This window comes from Kitasatospora phosalacinea (assembly GCF_000716545.1).
Taxonomy (GTDB): domain Bacteria; phylum Actinomycetota; class Actinomycetes; order Streptomycetales; family Streptomycetaceae; genus Kitasatospora; species Kitasatospora phosalacinea.
In genome coordinates this window covers 47,197-64,823 of record NZ_JNWZ01000019.1, presented here as the reverse complement: position 1 = coordinate 64,823, position 17,627 = coordinate 47,197, and the positions used below count along the sequence as shown (strand labels likewise).

General features: G+C 73.4%; 16 protein-coding genes. 1 reads left to right on the top strand and 15 read right to left on the bottom strand.

Annotated elements, in window-relative coordinates:
* Window positions 1-200 precede the first annotated feature (200 nt).
* The 9 genes from lepB (OO48_RS34380) to proS all read right to left on the bottom strand — a co-directional run bounded on the left by lepB (OO48_RS34380) (window position 201) and on the right by proS (window position 7,873).
* Window positions 201-1,187, bottom strand: coding sequence for a signal peptidase I (gene lepB, locus OO48_RS34380; RefSeq protein WP_051732046.1), 987 nt, complete (start codon window positions 1,185-1,187; stop codon window positions 201-203).
* 94 nt (window positions 1,188-1,281) lie between these two features.
* The gene (gene lepB / locus OO48_RS36150) at window positions 1,282-2,211 is read right to left on the bottom strand and encodes a signal peptidase I (protein WP_033215155.1); all 930 of its coding nucleotides are present in this window, start codon (window positions 2,209-2,211) and stop codon (window positions 1,282-1,284) included.
* A 65-nt stretch (window positions 2,212-2,276) separates the two neighbouring features.
* Window positions 2,277-2,627, bottom strand: coding sequence for a 50S ribosomal protein L19 (gene rplS, locus OO48_RS12210; RefSeq protein WP_033215154.1), 351 nt, complete (start codon window positions 2,625-2,627; stop codon window positions 2,277-2,279).
* A gap of 155 nt (window positions 2,628-2,782) precedes the next feature.
* Entirely contained in the window at window positions 2,783-3,601 is an 819-nt protein-coding gene (gene trmD, locus OO48_RS12205) for a tRNA (guanosine(37)-N1)-methyltransferase TrmD (RefSeq protein WP_033215221.1), read from the bottom strand.
* 5 nt (window positions 3,602-3,606) lie between these two features.
* Complete coding sequence (gene rimM, locus OO48_RS12200; protein ID WP_051732045.1) at window positions 3,607-4,257, bottom strand: ribosome maturation factor RimM; 651 nt, start codon at window positions 4,255-4,257, stop codon at window positions 3,607-3,609.
* Window positions 4,258-4,406: 149 nt separating this feature from the next.
* Window positions 4,407-4,646: an RNA-binding protein gene (locus tag OO48_RS12195; RefSeq protein ID WP_033215152.1), complete on the bottom strand. Its 240-nt coding sequence runs from the start codon at window positions 4,644-4,646 to the stop codon at window positions 4,407-4,409.
* Window positions 4,647-4,648: 2 nt separating this feature from the next.
* Entirely contained in the window at window positions 4,649-5,077 is a 429-nt protein-coding gene (rpsP, locus tag OO48_RS12190; RefSeq protein WP_014138264.1) for a 30S ribosomal protein S16, read from the bottom strand.
* 451 nt (window positions 5,078-5,528) lie between these two features.
* The gene (locus OO48_RS12185; RefSeq protein WP_033215146.1) at window positions 5,529-6,107 is read right to left on the bottom strand and encodes a hypothetical protein; all 579 of its coding nucleotides are present in this window, start codon (window positions 6,105-6,107) and stop codon (window positions 5,529-5,531) included.
* A gap of 353 nt (window positions 6,108-6,460) precedes the next feature.
* Window positions 6,461-7,873 (bottom strand): proline--tRNA ligase, encoded by a 1,413-nt coding sequence (proS, locus tag OO48_RS12180; RefSeq protein WP_033215144.1) that lies wholly within the window; start codon window positions 7,871-7,873, stop codon window positions 6,461-6,463.
* A gap of 289 nt (window positions 7,874-8,162) precedes the next feature.
* Between proS and OO48_RS12175 the strand changes: the two genes are divergently transcribed.
* Window positions 8,163-8,978 (top strand): SAM-dependent methyltransferase, encoded by an 816-nt coding sequence (locus OO48_RS12175; protein ID WP_245194605.1) that lies wholly within the window; start codon window positions 8,163-8,165, stop codon window positions 8,976-8,978.
* 5 nt (window positions 8,979-8,983) lie between these two features.
* Here OO48_RS12175 and ftsH read toward each other — a convergent pair whose 3' ends face one another.
* The 6 genes from ftsH to OO48_RS12145 form a co-directional block, all read right to left on the bottom strand.
* Window positions 8,984-10,888 (bottom strand): ATP-dependent zinc metalloprotease FtsH, encoded by a 1,905-nt coding sequence (gene ftsH, locus OO48_RS12170; protein ID WP_033215142.1) that lies wholly within the window; start codon window positions 10,886-10,888, stop codon window positions 8,984-8,986.
* Window positions 10,889-10,949: 61 nt separating this feature from the next.
* Window positions 10,950-11,474 carry a GNAT family N-acetyltransferase gene (locus OO48_RS12165; protein ID WP_033215140.1) on the bottom strand — a complete coding sequence of 175 codons (525 nt, stop codon included), beginning with the start codon at window positions 11,472-11,474 and terminating at the stop codon, window positions 10,950-10,952.
* Between the two features lie 88 nt (window positions 11,475-11,562).
* Complete coding sequence (gene ffh, locus OO48_RS12160) at window positions 11,563-13,122, bottom strand: signal recognition particle protein (protein WP_033215138.1); 1,560 nt, start codon at window positions 13,120-13,122, stop codon at window positions 11,563-11,565.
* A gap of 102 nt (window positions 13,123-13,224) precedes the next feature.
* Window positions 13,225-15,663, bottom strand: a complete 2,439-nt coding sequence (locus OO48_RS12155; protein ID WP_033215136.1) for a [protein-PII] uridylyltransferase — start codon at window positions 15,661-15,663, stop codon at window positions 13,225-13,227.
* 124 nt (window positions 15,664-15,787) lie between these two features.
* Window positions 15,788-16,126 (bottom strand): P-II family nitrogen regulator, encoded by a 339-nt coding sequence (locus tag OO48_RS12150; protein WP_033215135.1) that lies wholly within the window; start codon window positions 16,124-16,126, stop codon window positions 15,788-15,790.
* A complete protein-coding gene (locus tag OO48_RS12145; protein ID WP_033215133.1) occupies window positions 16,123-17,448 on the bottom strand; it encodes an ammonium transporter in 1,326 nt (441 codons plus the stop codon). The genes OO48_RS12150 and OO48_RS12145 overlap by 4 nt, the downstream gene beginning before the upstream one ends.
* Between the last annotated feature and the right edge of the window lie 179 nt (window positions 17,449-17,627).

The following is a 17,627-nucleotide window of genomic DNA, read 5'->3' as shown; positions in this document are numbered from 1 at the left end:
TCTCCTCCCTGCTGTGCGGACGCCTGCGCGCCCGCGCTCACCAGTGCCGCACAGCGGGCACCACACTCTGAGATCGGCCGAGGACCCGCCTCTGGCTTGCCCTACGGGGGCAGGCCCGACACCAGGCCGGAACCGAGCACTTCACACTTCTCTATCACTCCCGGTCGACGCGCCCGTGCTCCCACGCGCCGGCCGGAACGTCAGTCGGCCACCGGCCCGTCCCTCCGACGAGGCCCGCGGTACCGGACGAGGAACGGAAGGACGCCCAACACACCCATAACGAGCGGGGGTTCCGCAGGAACCGGCCCGGGGGCCGCCGATCCCGCGGCCCGCCCCGGCAGGGAGGAGAGTGAATCGGGAACGTCCAGTTGACCGAAGTGGGAGAGCGGCCAGGCGACCACGAAGGCGCGCCCCACCACGTTCTCCACCGGGATCGTCCCGGAGCCCGGATTGCCCATGTGGTAGCGGGAGTCGGCGGACAGGTCGCGGTGGTCGCCCATCACCCAGAGCCGGCCCGCGGGCACCGTCACCTTGAAGGTGATCCGCGAGGGCGAGTTCCCGGGCGCGACGTACGGCTCGTCCAGCGGGGTGCCGTTCACGCTCACCCGGCCGTGCTCGTCGCAGCACTCCACGGTGTCGCCGCCGACGCCGATCACCCGCTTGATCAAGTCCCGTTCGTCGTCGGAAGGGAGGAGCCCCACCGCGGAGAACAGCGACTTCACGTTCCGCATCACGGGACCGTCGGCGGACGGCTTGTGGTCGTTCTCCAGCCAGCCGCCCGGGTCCTTGAAGACCACCACCTCGCCGCGCTCCGGCTCGGCGCCGAACCACGGGGTGAACTTGTCCACGACGACCCGGTCACCGATCCGCAGGGTCTGTTCCATCGAACCGGAGGGGATCACGAACACCTGGAGCAGGAAGGTCTTCATCACCAGCGCGATCACCAGGGCGACCAGCACGATCACCGGAAGCTCGCGCAGGAAGGAGCGCCGGCTGCGGCGCGCGACACGCTTGGCGGCGCGGCGGCGCTCGGCCCGGCCCCGGACGGGACGGCTCCCCGCCTCGGCCGCGCCGTCCCCGCCAGTGCCGGGGGCAGTGCCGGTGTACGGGCCCGTGCCTGCGCCCGTACCCGTACCACCGTCCCGGTCGTCCGCGTCCTCCGTCCCGTCCCCGGACGGCAGGTACACGGACTCGGGCTCGGAGCCGGGTCCGGGTCCAGTCCGGGTGTCGCGGCCCGGGCCGCCGGTGGAGCCGGACGGGCCGTCGGGGGCGGTCCTGGGTCTACCTCTGCTCCCCATGGCCACCGGTCCCCTCAATCGCGGCGAACGCCGCCGGCCGGTCGAGGGAGGAGGCGCGGCCGAGGGGGAACATCACCCAGGCGGCGCGGCCGATCACCTTGTCCTCGGGCACGGCTCCGCCGCCGGGCTCGCCGAGGTGGTCGCGGGAGTCGCGGGAGGCGCCGCGGTGGTCGCCCATCACCCAGAGCTTGCCCTTGGGGACCACGATGTCGAAGGGCACCGCCGACGGCGCGTCGCCGGGGAACAGGTAGGCGCTCTCGTCCAGCGCCACCCCGTTGACCTTCAGCCGGCCGTCGGTGCCGCAGCAGGTGATCCGGTCCCCGCCGACGCCGATCACCCGCTTCACGTAGACCGTGTCCCCGGCCGGGGCGAGGCCGGCCCCGACCAACAGCCGCTTCAGCCCGGAGGGTTCGTCCTGGTACGGCAGGAAGGAGCCGATGCCGTCGAAGACCACCACGTCGCCCCGCTGGGGGTGCCCGCCGAAGGCGTACGCGAGCTGGTTGACCAGCACTCGGTCACCCGGCTCCAGCGTCCCCTCCATCGAGCCGGACGGCACCGCGAACGGCCGTGCCACGAAGGCGTTCACCAGCAGCAGCACGACCACGCACACCGCGCCGATCCACAGCAGGTCCCGCGTCCACCGCCGCCCGCCATGACCGTCGGCGTTGTCACCGCTGGCGCCGTCACCGTCGGCGCTGTCGACGTCGTCGCTCTCACCGGCATCCGAACCGGCATCCGAACCAGCACCCGCGTCGGCGCCCGGACCAGTGGCCGCACCAGCGCCCGCGCCAGTAGCCGGGCCGGGGTCGGGAGCTGCTCCGGGGGCGGAAACGACGGCGGACCGCGTCGGCGAATCCGCACCCGTGGGTGCGGGACTGCCGTCGCGGTCCGTCGGTGGCTCGTACGTGCTCATCGGGGGTGAGCTTATCCCCCCGGTCTACACCGGAAGGAGGGCCGACCCCCGTCGAGCCCGTGCGATCACGCGTCGCGCTTCTCCTTGATCTTCGCGGCCTTGCCGCGGAGGTCACGCAGGTAGTACAGCTTGGCGCGGCGAACCGCACCGCGGGTCACGACCTCGATCTTCTCGACGACCGGGGTGTGCACCGGGAAGGTGCGCTCGACACCGACGTTGAAGCTGACCTTGCGAACGGTGAAGGTCTCACCGATGCCGGCGCCGTGACGACGGATGACAACGCCCTGGAAGACCTGGACGCGCGAGCGGCTGCCTTCGATGACTCGGACGTGCACCTTGAGGGTGTCGCCGGGACGGAAGGCGGGGACGTCGGTGCGCAGCGAGGCCGCGTCGACAGCAGCGAGCTTGTTGCTCATCGTTGCTCTCCATCGCAGGCGCCACGGGCCGCCCACGGATCATCGTCTTGATTGGGTGGTGCTGCGGGCCGCTTCGGCTGGCGGTGATCCCCCCGTGGCGGGGGCACCGGTCCACTGACTCCCGTGACGGGAGCCCGGCGACAGACAACAGTCGCCTATTGTTCCACAGGCTCGGCCACGGACCGAAATCGGCCGGTGGCCTCGTCCCAGGCCAGGCCCAGGACGCTGAGCGCTTCGCGCTCCTTCTTGCTGAACGCCTCGCGCCGCCAACGGGCCACCAGGTCGGGCCGGTTGGCGAGGGTACGGGCGAACGCCTGCTCGCGCCGCCACTGGGCGATCTTCCCGTGGTGGCCGCTGAGCAGGATCTCCGGCACCTCCCGGCCGCGCCACTCGGCCGGCTTGGTGTACACCGGGCCCTCCAGCAGGTCGGCCATGGCGCCGGGGGCGAAGGAGTCGTCGCGGTGCGACTCGGCGTTGCCCAGCACGCCGGGCAGCAGCCGGGCGATCGCCTCGACCATCACCAGCACGGCGACCTCGCCGCCGGCCAGCACGTAGTCGCCGATGGAGGTCTCGACCACCGGCATCCGGGTCGCGGCCTCCTCGATGACCCGCCGGTCGATGCCCTCGTAGCGGGCGGGCGCGAAGGCCAGCCAGGGGCGGCCGGCGAGGTCCTGTGCGAGCTCCTGGGTAAAGGGGCGTCCGCTGGGGGTGGGCACCACCAGGGTCGGCACCTCGCCCTCGGGCCCGGCGGCCAGGACGGCGTCCAGCGCGGCGCCCCACGGCTCGGGCTTCATCACCATGCCGGGGCCGCCGCCGTAGGGCGTGTCGTCCACGGTGCGGTGGATGTCGGTGGTCCACGACCGCAGGTCGTGCAGGTGCACGTCCAACTGGCCGCGGGCCCGTGCCTTGCCGACCAGGGAGACGTTCAGCGGCTCCAGGTACTCGGGGAAGATCGTGACGACGTCGATCCGCATGTCGCTCACGCGCCGCCACCGTTCCCGTCGGCGCCCGAGCCCGAGCCCGGGCGCGAGTCCGAGCCCGCGTCCGTGCCCTCGTCCGCGCCCTCACCCGCACCCGTGCCCTCGTCCGCGCCCTCGCGGCCGGTCGCGGCGGGCGCGTCGACCTCGTCGATCAGGCCGGGGGGCGGGGTGATGACGACGCGCTGCTCGTCGAGGTCGATGGTGGGCACGATCTGCTCGACGAACGGGATCAGCACCTCGGTGCCGTCGGCGCGCTGGACGGTGAGCAGGTCCTGGTACGGGAGGTGGACCACCTCGGTGAGTTCGCCGACCGGGGTGCCGTCGGCGAGCACCACGTCCAGCCCGATGAGCTGGTGGTCGTAGTACTCGTCCGGGTCGTCGGGCGTCTCGTCCGGGTCGACCTCGGCGATCAGCATGGTGCCGCGCAGGGCCTCGGCGGCGGTGCGGTCCTTGACGCCGGCGAAGCGCAGCAGCAGCCGTCCGCTGTGCACCCGGCCGGTCTCGACGGTCAGCGGTCCGATGGCGGCGGGGTCGGTGAGGAGGACCGCGCCGGGCCCGAGCCGCAGTTCCGGCTCGTCGGTGCGGACTTCGACGCTGACGTCCCCCCGGATGCCGTGGGCACGGCCGATCCTGCCGACGACGAGCTGCACGGTGATCGTTCTCCTGAGAGGTGGTGGCACTGGAAGGGGGCGGGGTGCCCCGGAAACAGGAAGGACCGACCGGGACGGATGCGTCCCGGTCGGTCCTGAAACCCGGTGGCCGACCTAGGCGGTCGGCGCCCTCGGCGGTCGGGCGGAGGTCAGCGGAGGCTGTCCACGTCGACCAGGTCGACCCGGACGTTGCGGCCGCCCAGGGCGCCGACCACGGTGCGCAGCGCGCGTGCCGTGCGGCCGCCCCGGCCGATCACCTTGCCGAGGTCCTCAGGGTGCACTCGCACCTCGATGGTGTGGCCGCGGCGCAGGTTGCGCGAACGGACCTGCACCTCGTCGGGGTGCTCGACGATGCCCTTCACCAGGTGGTCGAGGGCTTCCTCGATCATGCTCAGGCCTCGGTGGAAGCGGCCTCGGCCTCGTCAGCCTTGTCCGACTTCTTGGCCTTCGGGGTGATGGCGACACCGGTGGTGGCGTCCTCGAAGCCGGCGACGGCCTTGGCGAACAGGTGCGAGAAGTCCTCGACCTTGGGCTCGGCCACCTTCAGCGGCTCCGGAGCCGGCAGGCCCTTGAACTTCTGCCAGTCGCCGGTCAGCTTGAGGATGGCGAGCACCGGCTCGGTCGGCTGGGCGCCGACGGACAGCCAGTACTGGGCGCGCTCGCCGTCGACCTCGATCTTCGAGGGGTTGTAGGTCGGCTGGTAGATGCCGATCTCCTCGATCGCGCGGCCGTCACGCTTGGTGCGCGAGTCGGCGACGACGATGCGGTAGTGCGGGGAACGGATCTTGCCCAGACGCTTCAGCTTGATCTTGACAGCCACGGGTGTGGATTCTCCTGGTTTTGACGTGGGTGAGCAGCGCTCCGCCGCGTGGGGCCGCGGCGCGAGGTGCCGTTCAAGGGACACGCCAGCCGTTAGGAGAGAGGGTCCTGTCTTGGCTGCCGGGTACTCAGCCATCCATTCTGCCACACCGCCGAAGGTCCCCCCGAACCGCGCCCCCGCGCGGTACGGGCAGGACCCCCCGGCGCCGTCGGGCCTTCCGGCCCCGGCGACAGCGGCGATCCCGACGGGCCGCGGGCACCCCGCCCGCAACCCGGTCGAACGCATCCCGGTCGAACACCGTCCGGTCGAACGCCGGCCGGTCGAACGAGATCCGGCGGAACGAGGCCCAGCCGGGCGTCGTCCGGTCAAGCATCCGTTCCGGTCAAGCACCCGTTCCGGCCAGACGGCGCCCGCCCGCGGACACCGTTCGGTCCGGAGTCGTGCGCAGGGTTCAGGCGATCTTGAACGGCTGCTGGCAGGCGCCGCAGACGATCGCGGCCTGGGCCAGCACGGACGGGACCACGCGGACGTTGCGACCGCAGCCGCACACCGCCTTGACCCGGACGCCGCCGCCCGAGGAGCCGTGCCGCGCGGCCGGCCCGCGGAAGGCGCGGTGGCTGCCCTCGCCGGCCACGGCGAGCTGGTGCGCCCCGAGCGCGCGGTCGAGACGCTCGATGGTCTCGGCGTAGCGGTCGCGGGTCTCGTGCCCCATCGTCACCTGGGAGAAGCCGCTGCTGGCGTGCGGCTCGACCGGGTGGGCCAGGCCCAGCTCGGAGGCGAGCAGCAGGAAGCGGCGGTTGTGGTAGCGGCCGGCCCGCGAGGTGTCGCGGATCTCCCGGGCGGCGGCCAGGCCGTGGGCGGCCTCGTGCAGCAGTCGCTCGAAGTTGAGCTGGGTGCCGCAGGCGGACGAGGACTCGCCGATCAGCGCCTCGGGCGACGCCAGGTCGGGCAGGTCCCGGTGGTGGGCCTGGATGTCGCTCCAGGCGGCGGCCAGTTCGGCCGCGAGGACGAGGGGCTGTGTCGTGCTCACGCTGTACCAACGATGGGGAGAGAGCCGATGTTCCGACGGGCACCCGCGTTCGGGAATTCCCAGCGGACTCTCAGGAACGCACTTTCGCGCGCGAATTGCGCGACTCCGGACTGACGCAAGACCAACCCCCTGCACGTGTGGACCCGGCGGGCTTCGCCGGGCTTCGGCACCCGCCGCGGAGCCCAACATCCCCACGACGGACGGCCCGCGACCTGTCCGAAAATTGACAGGGCCACGGGCCGTATACCGTACCGCTTGTGGGGTACCTCGGGGAGTTGACTGGTCAGTAGTCTCAACTGCCAGCACGCGAACCGGGGTTCCGGAATTCTCCGGGCCCCGGCCCGCGGTCCGGGTCAGTACGCGCGGGCGACCAGGGCGAGGTTGCCGGGCTGGTCGTCGGCGGCCGGAACGCCGCCGTCCGCGGCGATCAGGCAGCGCACCGAAACGCCCTGCTCGGCCAGCTTGGCCTCGCCCTCGGGGCCGAGGTCGGCCCAGGAGATCCGGCCCCAGCCGGTGGCCGCGGCCTCGACGGCCTCGTCGATGCTCTTGACGTCCACGGTGCGGGCCTCGCGGCGCTCGCGGGACTCGCGCAGCAGCTGCGCCTGGTCCTCCTCCAGGATGCCGGGGACGATCGCGGCCAGGGAGTCGACCGCGACCGGCTCCTTGCCGCCGGCGATCCGGCGGACCAGCATCGCGGTGCCGGCCTCCAGGTCGCGCGGGCCGACCTCGATGCGCAGCGGGACGCCCTTGAGCTCCCAGTCCACGGCGCGGCGGCCGAACGGGGTGTCGGTGCGGTCGTCGACGACCACCCGGACGCCCGCGGCCTCCAGCTGGGCGCCGATCTCGCGGACCTTCGCCAGCACCGCGTCCTCGCCCTTGATGGCGAGCACCACGGCCTGCACGGCGGCCAGCCGCGGCGGCACCCGCAGGCCGTTGTCGTCGCCGTGGGACATGATCAGGCCGCCGACCATGCGGGTGGAGACGCCCCAGGAGGTCTGCCAGACGTACTCGCGCTCGGCGCCCTGCAGCTGGTAGGTGGTGTTGAACGCCTTGGCGAAGTTCTGGCCCAGCTCGTGGCTGGTGCCCATCTGCAGCGCCTTGCCGTCGCGCATCATGCCCTCGAGGGTGAGGGTGTTGATGGCGCCGGCGAACCGCTCCTTGGCGGTCTTGCGGCCGAGCACCACGTCGATGCCGAGCACGTTGGTCATGAAGTCGCCGTAGACGTCCGTGTGGATCCGCGAGGCGTACGCGCGGGCGTCCTCGTAGGTGGCGTGGGCGGTGTGGCCCTCCTGCCAGAGGAACTCGGTGGTGCGCAGGAAGACGCGCGGGCGCAGCTCCCAGCGGACCACGTTGGCCCACTGGTTGATCAGCAGCGGCAGGTCGCGGTGGCTCTGCACCCACTTGGAGAAGTACTCGTTGATGATGGTCTCGGAGGTGGGCCGGACGACGACCGGCTCCTCCAGTTCCTTGCCGCCGCCGTGGGTGACCACCGCGAGCTCGGGGGCGAAGCCCTCGACGTGCTCGGCCTCCTTGGTCAGGTAGGACTGCGGGATGAACATCGGGAAGTAGGCGTTCTGGGCGCCGGCCTTCTTGATCCGCGCGTCCATCTCCTGCTGCATCCGCTCCCACAGGCCGTAGCCGTACGGTCGGATGACCATGGTGCCCCGGACCGGACCGTTGTCGGCCAGCTCTGCCTTGTTGATGAGGTCCTGGTACCAGCGGGGGAAGTCTTCCGCCTGGGGGGTGAGAACGGGTGCCTTAGCCATGGGCCGAATGGTACGGAAAACCGGGGCCGGACCGTGAATCCGGTTCACCGTACGGCCGCGCGGCCGCCGGACCCGCCGGACCCGCCGGGCTCGGGGGCCGCGCCGGACCCGCCGGCCCCGCCGGACCGCGACGCGCCCGCGCACACCCCGGGGCGCACACCCGCGGCGCACGGATACCTGCTCGCACCCCTCTGGACGGCGGGGGCGGCCCGCTGTTCGCTGGGAGGGGGGCCGGGGGGCAGGGCTGCGGGGGCCGCAGCCGATTCCGAGGACCGAATGGGAGGCCGCGATGGCTTCAGCGCAGGTGACCGGCAGCACCGTGGACCGGATCCGGACGGACGGGCCGACGGGGCGCGGCGGTCGGGCGCGGGACTGGGCGGAGATCCAGGAGCGCATGCTCGTCCCCCTCTACCAGGACGTTTACCGGCGGCTCGAGGTCGGCGCGGCCACCAGCCTACTGGGCGTCGGCTGCCGGTCCGGGCTGGCGCTGCTGCTCGCCGCCGGGCGCGGCGCGCAGGTCGCGGGGGTGGAGGCGGACGGCGGGCTGCGGGAGCTGGCGGCGGCCCGCGGGCTGCAGGTGTCGCCCGGCGGGCCAGCGGAGGGCGTCGCCCGTTCGGCGCACCCCGTCCCCCGCCCGGCGCACTCCCTGGTGACCGTTTTCGAGCAGCCGCCGGTGCCCGCGCTGGTCGCCCGGGCGGCCGCCCGCGCACTGCCCGGCGGGCAGGTGGTGGTGGCCTCCTGGGGCCCGGCGGAGCGCTGCGAGAGCGCCGCCGTGCTGGAGGTGGCCCGACGGCACGCCCCGCTCGGCGCGCCGGACCCGTTCGCGGCGGCCGGGCCGGGCGCACTGGAGTCGCTGCTCGCCGCGGCCGGGACGCGCCCGTCCGGGGGCGGGCGGGTGGCCTGCCCGTTCGCCTACGCGGGCCTGGACTCGGCGGTCCGCGGCCTGCTCTCCACCGGCCTGTTCGACCGGGCCGAGGAGGCCGCGGGCACGGCGCTGGTGGCCAAGGAGCTGGAGGAGGCGCTGCACCCGTTCCTGCGCCCGGACGGCTCGGTGCGGATGGCGAACGAGTTCCGCTGGGCGGTGGGGACCAGGCCCCGCGGGTAGCGGCGTCAGGACCGGCTGAGCCCGGCGGCGGCGTACGCGGCGGCCTCGTCCAGGGTCTCGGCCTCCAGCAGGGCGGCGGCCAGCGCGTCGAGCCGGTCGCGGTGCCGGTTCAGCAGGGCCACGGCCTCCTCCCAGCACTCGGCGACGATCCGGCGGGCCTCCTCGTCGACCGCGTCCAGCGTGGTGGGGGCGGCGGCCAGGCCGTACGGGGACTGGCTGTCGTCGGGGACGGCGGTGACCCGGCCGACCCGCTCGCTCATGCCCCAGCGGCCGGCCATCGAGCGGGCGATGGTGGTGAGCTGTTCGAGGTCGCTCTCGGAGCCGGTGGTCACCACCCCGTAGACCACCTGCTCGGCGGCCATCCCGCCGAGCGCGCCGATGATCCGGCCGCGCAGGTAGGGCTCGGTGTAGGAGTAGCGGTCGGTGTCGGGGGTGGAGAGGGTGACGCCGAGGGCGCGGCCGCGCGGCACGATGGTGATCTTGCGGACCGGGTCGGCGCCGGGCTGGAGCATGCCGAGCAGGGCGTGCCCGGACTCGTGGAAGGCGGTGCGCTCGCGTTCCTGCCGGGGCATCACCAGCGGGCGCACCGCGCCGAGTTGGACCTTCTCCAGGGCCTCGGAGAGGTTGGCCTGGTCGACCGCGTCCTGCTTGCGCTTGACGGCGATCAGCGCGGCCTCGTTGACCAGGTTGGCCAGGTCGGCGCCGGTCATGCCGGGCGTGCTGCGGGCGACGGTGTCCAGGTCGGTGCCCTCGGCCAGCGGCACCCGGCGGGTGTGGATCCTCAGGATCTGCTCGCGGCCGGCCCGGTCGGGCGGGCTGACGGTGATCCGGCGGTCGAACCGGCCGGGGCGCAGCAGGGCCGGGTCGAGGACCTCGGCGCGGTTGGTCGCGGCGATCACGATCACGCCCTCGGAGCCGGAGAACCCGTCCATCTCGGTGAGGATCTGGTTGAGCGTCTGCTCGCGCTCGTCGTGGCCGCCCATGCCGCCCCCGCCGCCGCGCTGCCGGCCGATGGTGTCGATCTCGTCGATGAAGACGATCGCGGGGGCGACCTTGCGGGCCTCGGCGAACAGTTCGCGGACCCGGCTGGCGCCGACGCCGACGATCATCTCGATGAACTCGGAGGCCGAGGCGGAGAAGAACGGCACGTCGGCCTCGCCCGCGACGGCGCGGGCCAGCAGCGTCTTGCCGGTGCCGGGCGGGCCGGACAGCAGGACGCCGCGCGGCATCTTCGCGCCGAGCCTGCGGTACGCCTGCGGGTTCTTCAGGAAGTCGACCACCTCGCCGAGTTCGGCCTCGACCTCGTCGATGCCGGCCACGTCCTGGAAGGTGGTGCGCTCGCCCTGGCTGGTGTCCACCGGCTTCGGCGGGGCCTTGCGGCCGAGCGGGCCGCCGCCGATCCCGCCGGCCATCCGGCGGGCCAGCAGCACCCACACCAGGATCAGCAGCAGCATCGGCGCCAGCGAGATCAGCAGGTTCGCCAGGAAGCTGCGCTGCTGCACCACCGGACGGGCCGTCACCTCGACGTTCTGCGACTGCAGGGTGCCCCAGAGGTTGTCGCCGGCGAACGCCGGGCGCTGGGTGGTGAACTCCGTGTAGTCGCCCTTCTCCCCGTCCGGCTTGGGCCGCTCGTCCTTGAGCGTGCCCTCGATGGCGTCGCCCTTGGAGTAGATCTTGGTGATGTTCCCGCTGTCGAGCTGCTTGTTGAACTCGGTGTACGAGATCGTGGTCGAGCCGCCGTTGCCGAAGAAGCTCAGCAGGACGTCCGACAGCAGGAACACCACCAGTGCGGTGAGGATCAGGCCCGTCCAGCCGCCCGGCATCTTCTTCTTCGGCGACGGCGGGGGCGGGGCCCCCTCGGACCGCCAGGGCTGGTCGGGGGTCTGACGCGGCGGCACGGGGTTGCTCACGCGTCGGACGATACGGACACCGCGCACCGGGGGCGGGGCGCAACGCCGCGGCCGGCCCCGCTCAGCGCACCGGCGTCGGCCACTCCTCCGCGGTCAGCGCGAACCGCTCGTGGTCGCGCCAGGCGTCCTGCAGGAACAGCATCCGCGGCGTGAAGCCCTCGTGCCGGAAGCCCAGCCGGCGGGCCAGCGCGATCGACCGCTCGTTGTCCGGCTGGACGTTGATCTCCAGCCGGTGCAGCCCCAGCCCGCCCCGCTCCGGCGGCGTGAAGCAGCGCTCCACCACCAGCCGCATGCCCTCCGACATCCGGCCCGTCCCGGCGAACGGCAGGTACGAGTCGTAGCCCAGCACGCCGTTGCAGAACCGCGCCATCACGATGTTGGCCACGTTGCACTTGCCGACCAGGCCGCCGGTCTCGGTGTCGACGATCATGAACGTCCGCAGGCCCGCGCCTTGACGGCTCAGCAGGTCGGGCATGGCGTCCGGCTCGACCGGGTTCCACCGCCCGATGTGCGGGGCGGAGCGCCGCACCGCCTCGGCGTAGGGAACGACGTCATCGGGGCGGGGGGCTCGGATCGTCACGCGCATTGGCCCATTCTGGCCCAGGCCGGGCGCGGACGAGCGGCGGGGACGCGGGAGGACGCACAGCAGGCTCCCCGCGCCCCCGGTGGCCCGCCTACAGCAGGTCCTTGAACTCCTTGGGGAGTTCGAAGTCCGCCGGGCCCTTGCCGGGCTGGACGCCGAACGCGCCGCCGGGCTGGGCGCCCTGGCCGGGGCCGAGGGCCCTGCGCTCGGCGGCGGCGGCCTCCTCCTGGGCGCGCTTGAGCGGGTTGCCGCTCTTGCGCTTGCCCTTGGCGACCGGGGCCTTCTTGCCGGAGCGCTTGGCGCCGCCGCCCATCCCGGGGATGCCCGGCATGCCGGGGATGCCCTTGCCGGAGGCCATCGCCGACATCATCTTGCGGGCCTCGAAGAACCGCTCGACCAGGCCGGAGACCTCGCCGACCTGGACGCCGGAGCCCTTGGCGATGCGCAGCCGGCGCGAGCCGTTGATGATCTTGGGGTCGGTCCGCTCGGCCGGGGTCATCGACTTGATGATCGCGCCGACCCGGTTGACGTCCTTGTCGTCCAGGTTGTTGATCTGCTCCCGGATCTGGCCCATGCCGGGGAGCATGCCGAGCAGCTTGGAGATCGAGCCCATCTTCTGGACCTGCTCCAGCTGCGACAGGAAGTCGTCGAGCGTGAAGTCCTTGCCGCCGCCCTGGAGCTTGGCGGCCATCTTCTCGGCCTCGGCCTGGGAGAAGGTCTGCTCGGCCTTCTCGATCAGCGAGAGGACGTCGCCCATGCCGAGGATGCGCGAGGCCATCCGGTCCGGGTGGAAGGCGTCGAAGTCGTCGACCTTCTCGCCGTTGGAGGCGAACATGATCTGGCGGCCGGTCACGTGGGCGACCGAGAGCGCGGCGCCGCCGCGCGCGTCGCCGTCGAGCTTGGAGAGCACCACGCCGGTGAAGTCGACGCCCTCGAGGAAGGCCTGGGCGGTGGTGACCGCGTCCTGGCCGACCATGGCGTCGACCACGAACAGGACCTCGTCCGGGTCGACCGCGGCCCGGATGTCGGCGGCCTGCTGCATCAGTTCGGCGTCGATGCCGAGGCGGCCGGCGGTGTCGACGATGACGACGTCGTACTGCTTCTGCTTGGCGTACTCGATGGAGTCGCGGGCGACCTGCACCGGGTCGCCGACGCCGTTGCCGGGCTGCGGGCCGTAGAAGGCGACGCCGGCCCGCTCCGCGACGACGCCGAGCTGGGTGACGGCGTTGGGGCGCTGGAGGTCGCAGGCGACCAGCAGCGGGGTGTGCTTCTGGCTCTTGAGCCAGTGGCCGAGCTTTCCGGCCAGCGTGGTCTTGCCCGCGCCCTGGAGGCCGGCCAGCATGATCACGGTCGGGCCGGTCTTGGCGTACCGGAGGCGGCGGGTCTCGCCACCGAGGATGCTGATCAGCTCCTCGTTGACGATCTTGATGATCTGCTGGGCCGGGTTCAGCGCGCCGGAGACCTCGGAACCGAGGGCGCGTTCCTTGACCTGCTTGATGAAGGCGCGGACCACGGGGAGCGCGACGTCCGCCTCCAGCAGGGCGATCCGGATCTCGCGCGCGGTGGCGTCGATGTCCGCCTCGCTGAGACGGCCCTTGCCCCGGAGGTTCTTGAACGTCGCTGCGAGGCGGTCGGAGAGAGTGTCGAACACGTCGGTCGCGGGTCCCTTGCGGCATCGAGTACGGGTACTGTCGTCGCCCCCAAGGGTAGCCGTACCCCGGCGGCCGGTCTGCGCCCCGGCGGGAACAGCCGGTCAGTGCGCCCCCAGGGCGGCCCGGACCGCCCTCGCGACCTCCTCGGCGCGGCCCGCCGGCAGCGGGCCGCCGTCGGTGGAGGTGAGGTAGAACGCGTCGACGGCCTCCGCCCCGAGGGTGGAGACGTGCGCGGTGCGGACCCGCACGCCGGAGGCGTCCAGGGCGCGGCCGATCCGGTGCAGCAGGCCGGGCGCGTCGTGCGCCCGGACCTCCAGCACGGTGGCGGAGCGCGAGGCGTCGTGCGGGGCGACGGTGACCACCGGCGGCGGGGTGCTGATGCCGCGGCGGCGCGGCGCGGCGGCGTCGCGTTCGGCGAGCTTGCGGGCGACGTCCAGCGAGCCGTCCAGGGCGCGGCGCAGGTCGGCCCGGAGCCGGGCGGCCTCGGGCAGGTCGCCGTACTCGGCGGCGACCGTCCAGGACAGCAGCAGGACGGGCCCGGCGCCGACCGGGTCGAGTTCGCGCACGCCCGCCTTGCGGACCGCGAGGCGGTGCACGGCGAGCACGCCCGCGACGGTGCCGAGCAGGCCGGGGCGGTCGGGGATGGCCAGGGTGAGTTCGACGCCCATCGGCTCGGCGCCGCCGCCGTCCGGCGCGGGTTCGGCGTGCGCGGTCAGGGCGAGCGCGGGGGCGCCGGTGCGGGCGGCCTCGACGGCGAGGCGCTCCTGGTCGGCGGTGACCTCGGGGTCGGCGGCGGGCGGCGGGGTGTCGCCGGCCAGCCGGGCGGCGGTGCGCTCGACCAGGGTGGCGACCAGCGAGGCCCGCCAGGCGGACCAGGCGGCGGGGCCGGTGGCGGTGGCGTCGGCCTCGGTGAGGGCGTGCAGCAGTTCCAGGTGGGTCTGGGTGCCGACGGTCTTGGCCATCAGGTCGGCGGTGGCGGGGTCGTCGGGGTCGCGGCGGGTGGCGGTGTCGACCAGCGTCAGGTGGTGGCGCACCAGCAGCGCCAGGGTGTCGGTGTCGTGCTTGTCGAAGCCCATCCGGACGGCGACGTCGCGGACGATCACCTCGCCGGCCTCGGAGTGGTCGCCGGGCCAGCCCTTGCCGAGGTCGTGCAGCAGGGCGGCGACCAGCAGCAGGTCGGGACGGGCGGTGCGGCGGGTCATCGCGGCGGCCTTGACCGCGGTCTCGATCAGGTGGCGGTCGACGGTCCAGCGGTGCACGGCGTTGCGCTGCGGCCGGCAGCGGACGCGCTCCCAGTCGGGCAGCATCCGGCTGATCAGCCCCTCGGCCTCCAGCGCCTCCCACACCGGCAGGCAGGCCTCGCCGGCGCCGAGCAGGGTGACCAGCTGCGCGCGGGCCTCGTCGGGCCAGGGCACCGGCAGCGGCCCGGTCTCGGCGGCGAGCCGGCGCACGGTGGCGTAGCCGACGGTCAGCCCGGCCTGGGCGGCCGCGGCGGCGGCGCGCAGCGGCAGCACTGGGTCGGTGGCGGGCCGGGCGGCCTGGGCGAGCACCGCCTCGCCGTCCTGCTCGACCACGCCCTCGGCGAGCGGGCGGCGCTCGGCCGTGGCGGGGCCGAGCGGGGCGCGCCGGGCGCCGTTGAACGGGAAGCCGAACCGGACGGCGCGGCGGGGCGCGGACCGGCCGCGCTCGGCCAGCACCCGGTCGACGGCGCGCCAGGTGACGTCGCCGGCGTACGCGATGGTGCGGGCGGCCTGGTAGACCTGCCGCAGCAGGGTGTCGGCGTCGAGCACGCCGAGGCGTTCGGCGACCTGGTCCTGGTCCTGCAGGGAGAGTCGCTCGGTGGCCCGCCCGGTGGTCAGGTGCAGGGCGTCGCGGACGTCGGCGAGGGTGCGGGCGGCGGCGTCCAGGCCGTCGCGGGGGGCGTCGGCGAGCCAGGTGGCGGCGATCGCGTCGAGGGCGACCAGGTCGCGCAGGCCGCCGCGGGCCTCCTTGAGGTCGGGTTCGAGCAGGAAGGACAGCTCGCCGTGGCGTTCGGCCCGGGCCCGGCCGAGCTCCCGCAGCTCCGGGAGGCGCCGGGGCGCGGCGGCGCGCCAGTCGGCGAGGACGACGGAGCGCAGGTCGGCGGTGAGCCGCGGGTCGCCGGCCAGGTGGCGGGCGTCGAGCAGGCCGAGCTGGACCTTGAGGTCCTCGGCGGCGACCGCGCGGGCCTCGCCGGGGGTGCGGACGGCGTGGTCGAGGGCGACGCCGCTGTCCCAGACCGGGTACCAGACGCGTTCGGCGAGGTCGGCGGCGAGCGGTCCCTCGTGCAGCAGCAGCACGTCCAGGTCGCTGCGCGGGGAGAGCTCGGCCCGGCCGTAGCCGCCGACGGCGACCAGGGCGGTGCCGGCGGGGGCGCCGGCCATCCGGTAGAGGCCGGCGAGCCAGTGGTCGGTGAGCCGGGCGAGGGCGGCCCGGCGCTGCGGGCCGGTGGCGACGGGGTCGGCCAGCAGGCGGGCGCGTTCGGCCGGGTAGCCGTACTCGGCGGGGTCGGTGCTGCTCACGTCTGCTCCCGGTGCGTGCGGGCGCCGGATACGCCTTCGGCGGACCTGCCGGGAGGGCAGGTCCGCCAGGAGGGTTTTCGGCGGTGGATCAGAGTGGGTCGGAGTGGATCGGAGGGGCGGGTGGTCAGAGGGCGTCGGGGCCGCGCTCGCCGGTGCGGACCCGGACGGCGGTCTCGACCGGGATCGACCAGACCTTGCCGTCGCCGATCTTCCCGGTGCGGGCCGCCTTGACGACCACGTCGATCAACTGCTCGGCGTCCTCGTCGTCGACCAGTATCTCGATCCGGACCTTCGGCACCAGGTCGACGGTGTACTCGGCGCCCCGGTAGACCTCGGTGTGGCCGCGCTGCCGGCCGTAGCCGCTGGCCTCGGTGACGGTCAGCCCGTGCATCCCGAACGCCTGCAGGGCGTCCTTGACCTCGTCCAGGCGGTGCGGCTTGATGACGGCGGTGATGAGCTTCATCGGGCGTCGACCTCGGTCTTCTCGGCGCTGGCGGGGACGGCGGCGGGGGCCGCGGTGCGGACGAGGCTGGCGCCGACGGCGGTGAAGTCGTAGGCGGACTCGGCGTGCTCGGCCTGGTCGATGCCGGACACCTCGACGTCCTCGGAGACCCGGAAGCCGATGGTCTTCTGGATCGCCTGGCCCAGCAGCCAGGAGAGCACGAAGGAGTAGACCAGGACCACGACCACGCCGAACGCCTGCTTGCCGAGCTGGTCCAGGCCGCCGCCGTAGAACAGGCCGGACGCGGTCTGGCCGACGTGGCCGGTGGCGAAGAAGCCGATCAGCAGCGAGCCGACGATGCCGCCGACCAGGTGGACGCCGACCACGTCGAGCGAGTCGTCGAAGCCGAACTTGTACTTCAGGCTGATCGCCGCGGCGCACAGCGCGCCGGCGATCAGGCCGATCGCGATCGAGCCGAGCGGGGAGACCGAGCCGCAGGCCGGGGTGATGGCGACCAGGCCGGCCACCGCGCCGGAGGCGGCGCCGAGGGTGGTGAACGCGCCGTGCCGGATCTTCTCGTAGGCCAGCCAGCCGAGGACGGCGGCGGCGGTGGCGACCTGGGTGTTGACGAAGGCCATGCCCGCCACGCCGTTGGCGGCCAGCGCCGAGCCGGCGTTGAAGCCGAACCAGCCGAACCACAGCAGGCCGGAGCCGAGCATCACCAGCGGGAGGCTGTGCGGGCGCATCGGGTCCTTCTTGAAGCCGATCCGCTTGCCCAGCACCAGGGCCAGGGCCAGGCCCGCCGCGCCGGCGTTGATGTGCACCGCGGTGCCGCCGGCGAAGTCGATCACGCCGTTGCGGTCGCCGAGCCAGCCGCCGTTGCCGCCGTCGAAGAAGAACACCCAGTGCGCGACCGGGAAGTACACGACCGTCACCCAGAGCGCCACGAACAGGCTCCAGGCCGCGAACTTCGCCCGGTCCGCGATGGCGCCGCTGATCAGCGCCGGGGTGATGATCGCGAACATCAGCTGGAAGGCGGCGAAGCCGGTCACCGGGATCGTCCCGGTCAGCGCGTTCAGGTCGATGCCGCGCATGCCCAGGTAGTCGAGGTTGCCGATCAGGCCCGCCCCCGCGTCCGGCCCGAAGGCCAGCGTGTAGCCGTACAGGACCCAGAGCACCGTGACGATGGCCAGTGAGATGAAGCTCATCACCAGCATGTTGAGGGTGCTCTTGACCCTGACCATGCCTCCGTAGAAGAAGGCCAGGCCCGGGGTCATCAACATGACCAGGGCCGCACAGATGAACACAAAGGCGGTATCGCCCGCGCTGAAGCCGTCCGGCATCGGCGTCTCCTCCGAAATGAGAGCCGCACCACGACCGGGATACCTGTCCCGTGCCATCCCGGCGTGTCGGCGATGAGAGGAGAGTGCCGAAGGCTGGTTTCCGCCGATGCGGCACGGTGTTTCGCCGCAGTGACGCGGTCGACGCGCCCGTTACGGGCACGTGAACCACGGCAGGTGAC